The sequence below is a fragment of the uncultured Helicobacter sp. genome, assembly GCF_947367035.1.
In the GTDB taxonomy this organism is placed as follows: Bacteria; Campylobacterota; Campylobacteria; order Campylobacterales; family Helicobacteraceae; genus Helicobacter_D.
On sequence record NZ_CANBCA010000002.1, the window covers coordinates 67,410 to 79,215 of the forward strand.

Genomic DNA, 11,806 nt, shown 5'->3' on the forward strand with positions numbered 1-11,806 from the left:
TGTTATTCCTTTTCCTCTTGGTTTTGTGAATCTGAATCTTGTTCTAAATCTTGGAGATGTTGTGTAACTTCCTCTTTTTCTTGAGCCTCTTTTAAGGCTTCCTCTCTTGCTTTTTTTGCAAGTTCTAGCTCTTGTTGTCTTTCATATTGCAATCTTAAATCCTCTTGCATTTTTTCTAGTGTTTGTGTGCTTGGTTCTTCCTTATCTGCTTCTTCGCTTCTTAGATAGAATTTGCGCCATTCATTTGGGTGTTCAATTTTAAGTTTTTTAATCAAATTTACATTATTGGAGCTACTAGAGAATACTTTTAAATGATTATTCAGCTTACTTAAATCCACATTTAAAATTGCACTCTCATTGCGCAAAGGCATTTTTAAAAGCACTTGCCTCGCGTTTTGCGGAGTGGTTTTTAAGAAATGCGCTTCGTGGTCTTGCAATCCGATTTTTTCTCTCATTTCCTCTATGGCGGATTCTGAATTTGTAGGGAATACAATGTAATTTGCGATATTGTCTAAAAATGCAGTCCCATTGTTTAGATTGTTAAAAAGCGATAAACTTTGGAATCCAAAGCACATTACTCCTCCTATTTTTCGCACTTCTAAAATCGCTTCTAGGATTTTTTCACTCATTACAGGGTCATTTAAATAATCCTTTAACTCATCAATAAAGCAAAAGAATCCTTTTTTCTCTGTATGATTTTTGGCTTGGTTTTTGAGTTTATGAAAGAGGTAAATCGCACTCAAAGAGGCTAGTTTTTTATTGTTTAAAATCCCGTCCATATTTAAAATAGAAAGCTGTCTATTAAAATTCAAAGCATCGTCTTGATTATCAAAAATGCTTTTTAAATAGGGTTGGAATTGCGCTTGAATCTCTTTGATTGGAATGGATTTTACAAAATCACTTAGTGTAATGATTTGTCCCTCTTGCTTATTCTCAAAGAATCTTTGCAAAGTGCTTTGCACCACATTGACTGCAACATAATCCTTATCAGGAATTTGTGCCATATCACAAAGAAAAGAGATGAGAAATTCCTTATTATCTTGCGTGGGTGGCAAAGAAAAAGGATTAAATTTAAATTCCTCACTAGAATCGTGATATTCTCCTGCTGTGTATTGCGTAAAAGCATACATTCCTCTTAGTTTATCCATTGAGAAAATATCAATGTTGTATTTAAAGAGGTTACACATTAAAAACTGCGCTAGTGTCGTCTTACCTGCGCCTGTTCCTCCAATAATCATTGTGTGTCCGCTAGGCTTATCTCCACTTGGTGTCCAATGGAAATTAAATAAATAGGGTGTGCCATTTAAATGTTTAAAATGCGTAACTGCACTATTACCCCAATCGTTTTGATTAAATCCGCTTACTTCATTTTCAAAGGTTGCAATGGTTGCAACATTAGAGATTTTTAAAGGTTTTAATCTTGCGTTAAGATTGCTTCGGCTTGGAGAAAAGCTAAAAAAGAGTGCTCTTTGATTCAGAGTTTCTCGGACAATACTTAATCCTTGAGATTCCAATAATCCTTTAAAAAGATTGCTTTTATCCTCTAGTTTTTCTAAGGAAGTATCGCTTAAAAGCATAGAATAAGAAACTTGCATAAGATTTTCTCTATCGGCTTCTACAAGTTCTAAAAGTTCGTCCAATTCCTCTCTTGCAATTTGAGGCAGAAACGCTCTTGTGTCCTTTATCTTTTTCTTAGCCTTTTCTTTGGAAAAAGGGATAATAGTAATAAAAGCCATAAATTCGTTTTCATCTTTTAGAATATTGCTTGTTATTAAGCTTTTAATTGCCTCTGTTTCATAGGCTTTAATGCTTAAGAATCTTGCATACAAAGGAATCCCATTATTTCTATAATAAACAAAATAATCTTTAAAAAACTCCAAATCACTTGTGAGATAACAATCACTCAAAAGCTCGTGCGTATAGCTTAGATTTGTTGTGTTGCCATTCCAATAAGAAGCATAGAAATTTACAATTTCATCGTTTTGCATAACTCTTGGTTTAAAAGTAGCAAGTTTGCTTTTACATTCTAAAATCACTTCATTTAAAAGATTGATTTTAGTAGCAAAGCTTATGTCTTGATTGCTATTCTCTGTGGTAGCTTTTTGTTTAAAGGATTCTAAAGCTCCTGTGATTTTTTTCTCTAAAGTAGAAAACATTAGAAAATATTTGATTTTATAAATGTTTGGATTGGAATTCCATTTTTGCGTAATTTCATTCACAAAAACATTGGAGCTTTTTAAAGATTCGTGTGTGTTTTCCTCAAACTTTTCTTTTTTGATGATGATTTTTAATTCAATTTCACTGCTTAATTTTTGCAAAAAGCTAATTCTGGAATCTAAAAAACTCAATTCATTCTCTAAACTTAAAGCGGAATAACTTGCACCTTTTAATTCAATGCCAATGCTTATATTATTGTCTCTTGTTAAAAGAAAAATGTCTTGATATTTACACGCAAGATTGTTTTCTTTTGCAAGAGTAAAAACTTCAGGTTCTTTTAGTGTTAAAATTTCATCTGCAACTTTATTTATTTGATTGAGATTCAAACTTTTAAAAATGTTTTGATGATTTTTAATAGATTTTTCTTGTTTTTTTGATTTGAATAAGTCAATGATTCCAGCCATTAAAAAACCTTTAAGCATAATATTTTTTACGAGAAATTTTCAAATTCAATTCTAAGATTTGATAAATATCCTCATCAAAATATTCAAGTAAAAATAAAACTCCATACAATAAAGCAACAATCACGAGTGAATAAAGTAGAAAAATAAACCAACAAGCAAAACCAACAATAATCAAGATTAACCACGAAGTCGTAGTCAATCCTTTGATTTTAATTTTTCTTGTTAAATCTTGAAAACAACTTGTGCTAATCATTACATTATCGCCGCAGATAATCCATAAACAATGCCGATGATAATTATCGCACCGATTAAACTTTTAGCGTGATTTTTAATTGCTTCAATGTTAAAGAAAGCCATTAAAAGCATAATAATTATCCAAATCACACCCATAACAGTGGCAAAAGTATTGATTCCACTTGCGATTCCACTTCCTGCGTCTGTTACTTGGTCATTAAAACCACCTACAAGATTATCTACGATATTGCCACCTTTTGCAGCAAATAAAAATGCAGGAGCTAACAAAAAAGCCAACCAAATTTTTTGAAAAAAACTTTTCATAAAAATCCTTTGAGATAAATTTGTGGAAGTGTAGTGGGAAAGGGAAAGAATGTCCATTATAACTTTTTGCTAGATTAAAAATAAAACAAAGTCCTTAAGGTGTGGAATTTTAAAACCTTAAAAAATAATAAAAATTTTATATTTTTCTTGATATTTTTAATAGCGAAATTTCGTAAAATATTATATTTTCAAAAGGATTTTATTTAGCAAAAAGTTATAATGCAAAATTTTTGAAAAAGTTGGAGCAAAGCTTATGTTGTTATGATTTTACTTCTGTTGAAAAACTTTTACTCGTGTTATTGGAATTTTTTACTTCTGCTCTTAAAAATTTGCTTATGTTATAAAACTTTGTTTGCGTTCTTGAATCTTTTGCTTGTATTGTTTAAACTTTTGCCAATGTTGTTAAATTTTTACTTGTGTTCTCAAAAAAAATACTCGTGTTATTTTAAAAATGCTTGTGTTGTTAGAGAGTAACTTATTTTGTATTAAATTGCATTTTAATAAAAATTTAAGGATTCTTTTCTCTCTTTTGCCTTAAAAGAGAATCATCAAGACTTTTTCTCTCATTTTAGATTTTTGTAAAAACTCTAAAATCTTGCCTTGTAATTCCGATACAATCGGTATTTTAGGTAAAAAGTAATATCACAAAAGGGTTATCCTGCATATTGCTAAGGGTTCTAGTTTTTGGCTATACTTTTTTCTATTAATTTTTACAAAACTTTTGAGGAATTTTTATGCACTTTGATGAAAATTTAGATTTTGATTTTACAAATTTAAAATACAATCCTGATACTTTTTTGGAGGATTATAAAAAAATTAAGTCAGCTTTTTCTAAAGAGATAAAATTCCAAAAAGCAAAATTAGTCTTTGGAAAAAGTTTGAATTATAATTTTTCTCGTGCAAACAAATCTCAAGCAGTGGTTGTAAAATTGCTTTCAAATCTAGGTAAGAAAGGGGTAAAAAATGCACTTTCTTATTGCATTAGAAATTCTGAAAGTTCTTTTGCAATCAATGAAAATGGAGAATCTCTTAGCGCAAAAGAAATTCTACAAGAGTGGGGAAAAGATTTTAGCAATAATGAAAATTCTAAAGAATCTTGGCATTTATGTTTCTCTATTAAAGAGAGAGCCACGCAGAAAAATTTAGAAAAATTACAAGCAAGTGTAAGTGAAGTAATGCAAGAAAATTTTTTTGGATACAAATACGCAATGATTCTACACACTCATCAAAACAATCCGCATATTCATATCATTGTCAATAAAAGAAACTTTCTAACCAATAAAAAAATCCATTTTAAAAACAAAGGAGAGATAAAAGAATTTTTCTCTGACATTAGAGATAATTTTGCTTATTCTTTAAGAGCAAGAGGATTAAATTATGAAAACAAAAACGCATTAGAAAGAAATTTAGAAGCTTCATATCAAAGAAAAAAAGAAAGAATGGATACTCTAAAAACAGATTTTAGAGAATTTTTTAAAAGCTATTATGATGAGTATGATTTCATCATCAAAAACAACAAAAACCTAGAGGATAAAAGAGAAAAAATTGCAAAGTTTATGCAAGAGCAAGACAATCTCTACAAACAAAAATCAAATTTAATTGATTTGCTTGTGCAATACACAGAACAAAAGAATAAGAAAAAATATCAAGTGCTAAAAGAGATTAAAAAAATCAATGAATCTCTAAGAGAGCAAAAATTTACCATTGCAAGAGAATTAAAAAATTTAAACTTGCTAGAAAAACAACAAACAAATTTTAAAAATATGCAAATAAAAGTTCTCTATGGCACAGCACACAATGTTTTTATTCAAAAAGATTTTATTAAACATTATGAAAATTTGTATCCCAATCACAAAGGTGCAAGTAAAACACAAATCAAAGAATATTTCTTAGTGAAATCTGCTATCAAGAAACAAGCCAAAGAAATTGAAATAAATTATCGCAAAGTGATGAAAGAAAATGACTTGGATTTTTTAAAGACTTACAATCCTGCGCTAAAAACAAATGCGTTTAAACTTGCAAAAGGATACAAAGAATTGGAAAAAAATATTTACCTCTTGCAAAATTCCCCGCTAGAATCCTATGAGATAAAAAGCTACATAGAAAATTTACAAAAGAATCAAAAATTTATTCAAAAATTAATCAATAATAGAAGTCAAGAGCTAGAAAAGAAAATCAAAGAAAAAATGCAAAAGGATTCAAAGATTCAACATTTAGAAACAAGAAGTAAAAGCAATAATTTTTTAATTAATGAGTATTCTTTTACTTGTCAATTCTTACAAAAAGAGAGCTTCATTAAACTGAAGCCAAGAGATTTACAAGAAACAAATGCTTCAGGTGCAAACACACAAATGCAAACCAAAGAAGTAGAGCAAGAGCAAACAAAGGCAAAAGAGCAAAGCGCAGAAATGTTTAAGCAAAAAAAGATTGAGGCATTTCGCAAAATGCAAGGGAGAGAGGTTTAAAATGCAATGAGAAGCATTATTTTGAGTATTTTTAAATCAAATACGGATTCCTATGAAAAATGATATTTTCATAAAGGAATTAAATTAGCATTAAAAATCGTCCTTGTATAATTCTATATTATTTTAATGGAGCAAAAATGGCAAATATTCAATACAAATTTTTTAGCGAAATTGATTTAAAGGATTCTTTTTTTGATTCTTTGAGGCAAGATTATCAAGGCTTTGATAATTGGTATAATAAAAAAGCCTTGCAAGGTGAAAAAGCCTATATTCTTTACGAGGAAAATAAATTAGTTTGTTTTCTATATCTTAAAGAGGAAAATCCTATTGATAATACAGGCATCATACCGCCTTTAGATTCAGCTAAAATTTGGATAAAAGTTGGGACTTTTAAGGTTATTCCACATAGAACAAAGCTTGGTGAGCGTCTCATTAAGAGAATGTTTGACTTTGCCATATCTAGAAATATTTTTAACCTCTATTTAACTATCTTTTCAAAACACAAAGCATTAATCAACCTACTAGAGCAATATGGGTTTAAACAATGGGGCAATAAAGGTGATGAGCTCGTCTTGATAAAAAACATTGCAACAACTTCAAAAGAGATACAACAAGATATTTGTCTTGATTTCCCCTCAATCAATACTAAGAATGTTAGTAAATATATTCTAGGTATTTATCCGCAGTATCATACAAGAATGTTTTCAGATTCAATGCTTAAGAATGAAAATTTTAGCATACTTCAAGATTCTTCGGAGGCTAATAGTATTCATAAAGTTTATATTGCGAAAATGCAAGGAATTGAGAATCTCAAAAAAGGCGATTTATTGATTATCTACCGCACAAAAGGCGAAAAAGCTTCTAATGCTAATTATTCCTCTGTTGCTACTTCTTTATGTGTAGTAGAAGAGTATAGGCATATTAGTAGTTTCACAGAGGAGGAGTTTATCAAATATTGTAAGCCTCACAATATCTTTACTGAAACAGAATTAAAACAATATTACAAGACTAGACAATTCCCAAAAATCATTAAGATGACTTATAATATTTCCTTTAAAAAGAGAGTTATACTGGATACATTAAGAGGAATTGTCAAAAGAGAAAGTGAGCCTTATTGGGGATTTGTATCCCTAAATGATGATGAATTTCAACAAATTCTAAAGGCTGGAGAAGTGAATGAAAGCATTATTATCCATTAAGCCTGAATTTGCCGAAGCTATTTTCAATGGCAAGAAAAGATTTGAATATCGCAAGGTTATATTCAAAGAAAAAGTTAAATATATACAAGTTTATGTTACAAAGCCTGTGGGGAAAATTATTGGGGAGTTTGAAATAGGAGAAATCGTCAAAGACAATCCTGCAAAAGTTTGGGAAAAAACGAGGAGACACTCGGGCGTTAAAAAATCTTTTTATATGCAATATTTTCAAGATAGGCAAGTAGCCTATGCAATAAAAATCAAAAATATCAACAAATACAAAGAGCCCCTATGCCCTTATAATGAATATACCAATTTTACCGCCCCACAATCTTTTAAGTATATAAGAAGTTAAACTACTTTTAATAATGTTGAGTTTTTAAAAGGCTTCATTTTGGGTGGCATTTGCGGATTTATTAGTATGGTTTCTTGGCGTGAAAAGCGCATTAAAAAGCTAGAATCCGATAGAGAAAGAGATATGGAATATTATATCAAACAAAGAGAAGCCGATAGAGAATACTTTGTTAAAGAGATTAAACGATTAAAGAAAGGAAGTGCAAATTTAATTATGAATTCAAATACAAAAAAACGCAAATGCTAATAAAACCTATTAAAAAACCTAAAATCATCATTAGTAGCTCCTTTTAAAGATATTTTGTAATTATACATTGTTAAATTGGTTTAAAGCCACTTTCCTTGCGCTCTTTTCTCCATTGCCTCTCTTTCTCTTTCTTTCTTGATTCTTGCTTCTAAATTCTCATAAGACTTTTCTAGGCTTTTGGTGGGGAGATAATTTTCAATTTTTGGTTTGAGCGTTTTAAAGAGTGGAATCTCTTTTAAACTTATCTCTAAAATATGCGTTCTTTTTGCTTCAGGCGTTAAAATATCCCAGCTCTTATTTAAAAATTCACTCTGTTTTTCCCATTCTTTTAGAATATGATGCACTTTCTCCTTTGTATAAGAGAAATCAAGCTTTAAAGTTTTTGCAATCTTTAAATCATCGTTAAAGTCTTTAAAATTTGGTATTTGCACTTTTGCAACTTTAAAAATTTTCTTTGCAATGTTTGCAAATTCTTTACCTTTTGTATCATTATCAAAGCAAAGATAAACTTCTGCTCCTTGTGTGTTCTTGGCTAGATATTCAAAGACTTTTTTATGCTCTTGTGTGATTTGTCCATTGGTTGCGCATAAAAGCATATTCTTTGGTTCTATTTTCTTTAATTCTATAAAACTTAAAGAATCAATGCTAGATTCTGCAATAATAAGCGTTTGCACATTACTAAATTTCTTAGTTTCTCTTGTTTTTAGAATCTCTAAGCCTTTTTTACCATAACAAAGTTGCTTAATGAATTTCTTTTCTTTCGTGTCGGGATTCTCTTTCACAATAGGGTGATTGAGATAACTCACATAGCCTTTTTGTTTTAAAAAATCTTGTTTGCTGTTTGTGTATGTGTCTAAAGTATAGCTTGGCACAACAATATTGTTAAAATCATCTTGCTTTAATCCCATAATCTCTTGGAGCAAATCGGGATTCAAATCTCTTTTGGAAAACAAAGGGTTGTTAAAGGGTAATTCGTTAAATTCATTAAAAACATTGAGAATCTGTTGTGCTTTTTCGTCCTCTTGTGTTTTAGCAAGAGGTTTAAGGGTGCTAGTTGCTAGTTTTTCTTGTAAGTTTTTAATATCTAGCGCATTGTAATCAAATTTAATCCCGCGATTCTTACAAAAATTGTAAAGATTGCCTCTATCTGCATTGTTGTTTGGATTAAAATAGAGATAATCTCCATTTTGTTGTCTTGAGACAATAACGCAATCGCCTGTCTCTAAGTTTTCTAAGGCTCTGTAATTTTTAGAATCCTTGTCTTTTTTAACACTCCAGCCATTGCTTAATAAAATCTCATCAAGAGGCAATTTAACAAGATTTGTTTTAGTCATTTATCCAGCAATCTTTCTTAATGAGGATTTTTTGATAGAAAACTTCAACAATTTTGTTATATTGTGAAAAACCACTTGCGTTGTATGTGATTTTACGCTCATTAGGCGGTAATTTGTAAAATTCACTTCGGCTAATAGGAATCAACTTGCTTCCTTGCTCTCTCTCACTCTCTTTGAGTGTAAAATAGATATTTTTTGAGACTTCTTTTAATTCATAACCACGATTCCAACTTGCTTCATCATAAAATTGCTTGTTGCAAGTGTATTTCAAGCGATAATCTGTGTAAGCAGAGGAAGCAAGGAGGGCGCAACTTCTAGGTAGATTTGGATTGGTTCTAAAACCATAAATATTTATTTCTTTGAAAGTAGCACAACCACCATTATCACTAACAACTGCACACACTTTCTCTAGTCTTACAACTTGTTTTTCCACTCTTTTATTTAAAGTGGGAATCGTGCATTCAGAATCTAAATTCGCAACGACTTGGTCTCTATAATAAACCATTTGTGAATCGCTATTATCCACAGGACAAAGCTTTAAGAAATTCTTTCGCTTGGTAATCGTATCTTTCCATTTTTTTGCACTAATTCCAAAATATCTTGCAAGTGAGGGGGCGCATTCGCTAGGTTTGATTGGACTTGCAAGACACAGCAGAGCTTCACAGGATAATTTTGTATCTCCACTTAGAGTTTGAATTTTTACGCCATTAGAGAGGCTTTGCGCATTTAAAATACTTAAACTTCCTACAAGCACAAGGCTTAGAGTTGCTTTTGTTAAAAATTGTATTTTCATTGGGTCTCCTTTATTTAACTGAATCTAATGTGATGATTGGGAATCCTAAAGAATCTGTTTCAAATTGTGAATCTTGGTATTGATAATTTAGGAATTTATCGTTGATTGTGGGCTTTGTGTAAGTGCTTTGATAGCTTTCCTCTGTAAGGTCGCTTTTGTGTTCTTGCATTTTAAAGGCGGTCATTGTTTTATAAAATTCCAAATTCATCTCATATTGCCTATGATTGGATTCTAAAATCTTTAAAAGCAAGGAATTGGTTAGGGCTTGGGCTTGTTTTTGATTGTTTGGCTTTGTAAGAGCTTTAGATAACTCTCTTAAATCGGAATTGTGTTTGCTTTGAGAATAAACATTGTTGGCATTCTCCTCTTTATAGGTGTCATAAAAGGCAAGTATGCGATTGGCGTTTTCCTCGTTTTGTTTTTGTTGCAAAAACTCATTTGCGATTTTCACATTTTCAATTTCTTTCATTATCTTTTGATACTCATCAAAATCGGCAATCTTATCGGCTTGTTTCATTAAATCCTCAATGCTTTTGCTAATGTTTGCGGTATTGGCAATGGCAACAGAGCAACGATTCACTCTATTTTTAATTCCATTGATTTGATTCATTTTTGTTTTAAAATAGCTACTTTTACTCTCTAAAAAGCTACAAGCATTCTGCACTTTACTGACATCGCCTAAAATATCATCAGGAATAGAGACAATAGAATCATAAAGATTCTGCATATCACGCACCAAGTCTAAAGTGTTGCCTAAAATTTCATTCACACTACTCATATTTACGCCCATATCGTCCATTTGCTTTTCAAAATTCAATGTATCTTTCACCATTTGCTCGTATTGCTTAATCATCTGGTTGTAATTTAAAACTGCTTGTTGGATTGCAGCAACATCTACGGTCGGGATTCCACCTGCGTTTGCATTAGAAAAAAGCATACAAGCAAGACTTAGAGAGATAAAACTTTGTTTTAACATTACGCACTCCTTTCCCTTGTGTTTTCTTGTTGTTTCTCTTTTTGTTTTTGTGGCTCTTTTAGTGTAGATTCAAGCTCTTTGTAGAATTTTGAATAATTGTCCTTGAAAGTGGGGTGTCTTTCCTCTAAGGCTTTTATTTCGTTTTCTAATTCGGTTTTAGCTTTTCCATTGCCTTTGAGGCATTCTTTTTGCAGTTTTTCTAGGTTTTGATAGCATTCTTTTTGTAATTCTAGCTCTTTGCTTTGCTCTTTTACTTCCTCGCGATTTGCGTGTAATTCCTTTACAAACCCACTTACTGCTTCTTTGACACTCTCATTTTGCATTGCAAGTTCAAGCTTTTCAATGCGTTGTTTTGCTAAGAGGTCGCATTCCTCTTTGGTTTTCTTTAAAAATTTCGCAAAGGCTTCATCAAATGTTTGCAAGTTTTTAAGCAAGTCTTTCACATCTCCTTGTTTGATGAGATTCTCAATACTTGCTTGAAAGTTTTTTTCTAGCGTTTCTTTTTCTTTTTGCAGGGATTCTAGCTCTTTTTGGTGCAATTCTTGTTGTTCTTGTTGTTGTTTTTGCAAAGCTTCATCAATTTCAGAATCTAAAATTGTTTTAGAGGGAGAGGAGGAATCTTTTTCTTGCTCTGCATTTATCTCTTTTTCTTTCTTAGCAATTTGTGCTTCCACTTCATCAAGTTTCTCTAAAATCTCTAAAGATTCTTTGATACTTGGGGTAATGCCTTTATCCACAACTTCCAAAGTTTCATTCAAAAACTCTCTTTTTTGCGCGGGATAAGTTAAATCCACTTCTTGCTTCTCCTCTTGGCTTTGTGATAAATCTTGCTTCATCTTGGCTAGAGAGTATTCAAGCTCAATTTTCTCTTGCTCCATTTGCAAGGAATCTAAATATTTTTGATACTTGTCATCTATATCATACTCGTCCTCTGAAGCTTCTTTGTTTTCCACTTGCTGTGTTGATTCAGTTTCTTTTGTTAATTCAGGCTCTTTTTCATCATTTTGCGCGGAATTTTTCAAAGCCACTTGCTCTTGTAAAGAATCCAACTCATTAAAGCCAAACTCACCAAACTCAAACTCTTGATTGTCTAATTGATTCTCTGTATCCATTCAAATGTCCTAAAAAATAAAATTTGCAAAGATTGTAGAAAAAAAGGGAGAGAATGTCCATTATAACTTTTTGCGGAATATTTTTTAAGATGAAACATAGGATTTTCCGAAGTTTAACAAAAAACTCTAAATAAAAATTTTCATCTTTTT

11 protein-coding genes are annotated in these 11,806 nt (G+C 31.0%); 4 read left to right on the forward strand and 7 right to left on the reverse strand.

Going from position 1 to position 11,806, the window contains the following annotated elements; genetic code table 11:
• Positions 1-2: 2 nt before the first annotated feature.
• The 3 genes from Q0Y61_RS01225 to Q0Y61_RS01235 are packed head-to-tail and all read right to left on the reverse strand — an operon-like array spanning position 3 to position 3,179.
• Positions 3-2,621, reverse strand: a complete 2,619-nt coding sequence (locus tag Q0Y61_RS01225) for an AAA family ATPase (RefSeq protein WP_297810078.1) — start codon at positions 2,619-2,621, stop codon at positions 3-5.
• Between the two features lie 10 nt (positions 2,622-2,631).
• Positions 2,632-2,874 (reverse strand): hypothetical protein, encoded by a 243-nt coding sequence (locus Q0Y61_RS01230; RefSeq protein ID WP_273212097.1) that lies wholly within the window; start codon positions 2,872-2,874, stop codon positions 2,632-2,634.
• A complete protein-coding gene (locus Q0Y61_RS01235; RefSeq protein ID WP_297810081.1) occupies positions 2,874-3,179 on the reverse strand; it encodes a hypothetical protein in 306 nt (101 codons plus the stop codon). The genes Q0Y61_RS01230 and Q0Y61_RS01235 overlap by 1 nt, the downstream gene beginning before the upstream one ends.
• Before the next feature lie 734 nt (positions 3,180-3,913).
• Between Q0Y61_RS01235 and Q0Y61_RS01240 the strand changes: the two genes are divergently transcribed.
• The 4 genes from Q0Y61_RS01240 to Q0Y61_RS01255 all read left to right on the forward strand — a co-directional run bounded on the left by Q0Y61_RS01240 (position 3,914) and on the right by Q0Y61_RS01255 (position 7,441).
• On the forward strand, positions 3,914-5,644 hold the full coding sequence (locus Q0Y61_RS01240; RefSeq protein ID WP_297810084.1) for a relaxase/mobilization nuclease domain-containing protein: 1,731 nt from the start codon (positions 3,914-3,916) through the stop codon (positions 5,642-5,644).
• 137 nt (positions 5,645-5,781) lie between these two features.
• The gene (locus tag Q0Y61_RS01245; RefSeq protein ID WP_297810087.1) at positions 5,782-6,843 is read left to right on the forward strand and encodes a hypothetical protein; all 1,062 of its coding nucleotides are present in this window, start codon (positions 5,782-5,784) and stop codon (positions 6,841-6,843) included.
• On the forward strand, positions 6,821-7,195 hold the full coding sequence (locus Q0Y61_RS01250; RefSeq protein ID WP_297810090.1) for an ASCH domain-containing protein: 375 nt from the start codon (positions 6,821-6,823) through the stop codon (positions 7,193-7,195). Before Q0Y61_RS01245 ends, Q0Y61_RS01250 begins: the two co-directional genes overlap by 23 nt.
• Positions 7,196-7,234: 39 nt before the next feature.
• Positions 7,235-7,441, forward strand: coding sequence for a hypothetical protein (locus Q0Y61_RS01255; RefSeq protein ID WP_297810093.1), 207 nt, complete (start codon positions 7,235-7,237; stop codon positions 7,439-7,441).
• Positions 7,442-7,521: 80 nt separating this feature from the next.
• On the opposite strand, the gene Q0Y61_RS01260 is transcribed toward Q0Y61_RS01255, so the two are convergent.
• Genes Q0Y61_RS01260 through Q0Y61_RS01275 form a run of 4 tightly spaced genes read right to left on the reverse strand, consistent with a single transcriptional unit; the run spans position 7,522 to position 11,656 of the window.
• Positions 7,522-8,775, reverse strand: coding sequence for a toprim domain-containing protein (locus Q0Y61_RS01260; RefSeq protein ID WP_297810095.1), 1,254 nt, complete (start codon positions 8,773-8,775; stop codon positions 7,522-7,524).
• Positions 8,768-9,568, reverse strand: coding sequence for a TrbM/KikA/MpfK family conjugal transfer protein (locus Q0Y61_RS01265; protein ID WP_297810099.1), 801 nt, complete (start codon positions 9,566-9,568; stop codon positions 8,768-8,770). Before Q0Y61_RS01265 ends, Q0Y61_RS01260 begins: the two co-directional genes overlap by 8 nt.
• Before the next feature lie 10 nt (positions 9,569-9,578).
• Complete coding sequence (locus Q0Y61_RS01270) at positions 9,579-10,544, reverse strand: type IV secretion system protein (RefSeq protein ID WP_297810102.1); 966 nt, start codon at positions 10,542-10,544, stop codon at positions 9,579-9,581.
• The gene (locus tag Q0Y61_RS01275; RefSeq protein WP_297810105.1) at positions 10,544-11,656 is read right to left on the reverse strand and encodes a hypothetical protein; all 1,113 of its coding nucleotides are present in this window, start codon (positions 11,654-11,656) and stop codon (positions 10,544-10,546) included. The genes Q0Y61_RS01270 and Q0Y61_RS01275 overlap by 1 nt, the downstream gene beginning before the upstream one ends.
• Positions 11,657-11,806 lie beyond the last annotated feature (150 nt).

What these genes read in the sequence shown, in the direction of transcription:
- Q0Y61_RS01225 (WP_297810078.1), bottom strand. Translation starts at nt 2,621, where the DNA reads ATGGCTGGAATCATTGACTTATTCAAATCAAAAAAACAAGAAAAATCT.
- Q0Y61_RS01230 (WP_273212097.1), bottom strand. Translation starts at nt 2,874, where the DNA reads ATGATTAGCACAAGTTGTTTTCAAGATTTAACAAGAAAAATTAAAATC.
- Q0Y61_RS01235 (WP_297810081.1), bottom strand. Translation starts at nt 3,179, where the DNA reads ATGAAAAGTTTTTTTCAAAAAATTTGGTTGGCTTTTTTGTTAGCTCCT.
- Q0Y61_RS01240 (WP_297810084.1), top strand. Translation starts at nt 3,914, where the DNA reads ATGCACTTTGATGAAAATTTAGATTTTGATTTTACAAATTTAAAATAC.
- Q0Y61_RS01245 (WP_297810087.1), top strand. Translation starts at nt 5,782, where the DNA reads ATGGCAAATATTCAATACAAATTTTTTAGCGAAATTGATTTAAAGGAT.
- Q0Y61_RS01250 (WP_297810090.1), top strand. Translation starts at nt 6,821, where the DNA reads ATGAAAGCATTATTATCCATTAAGCCTGAATTTGCCGAAGCTATTTTC.
- Q0Y61_RS01260 (WP_297810095.1), bottom strand. Translation starts at nt 8,775, where the DNA reads ATGACTAAAACAAATCTTGTTAAATTGCCTCTTGATGAGATTTTATTA.
- Q0Y61_RS01265 (WP_297810099.1), bottom strand. Translation starts at nt 9,568, where the DNA reads ATGAAAATACAATTTTTAACAAAAGCAACTCTAAGCCTTGTGCTTGTA.
- Q0Y61_RS01270 (WP_297810102.1), bottom strand. Translation starts at nt 10,544, where the DNA reads ATGTTAAAACAAAGTTTTATCTCTCTAAGTCTTGCTTGTATGCTTTTT.
- Q0Y61_RS01275 (WP_297810105.1), bottom strand. Translation starts at nt 11,656, where the DNA reads ATGGATACAGAGAATCAATTAGACAATCAAGAGTTTGAGTTTGGTGAG.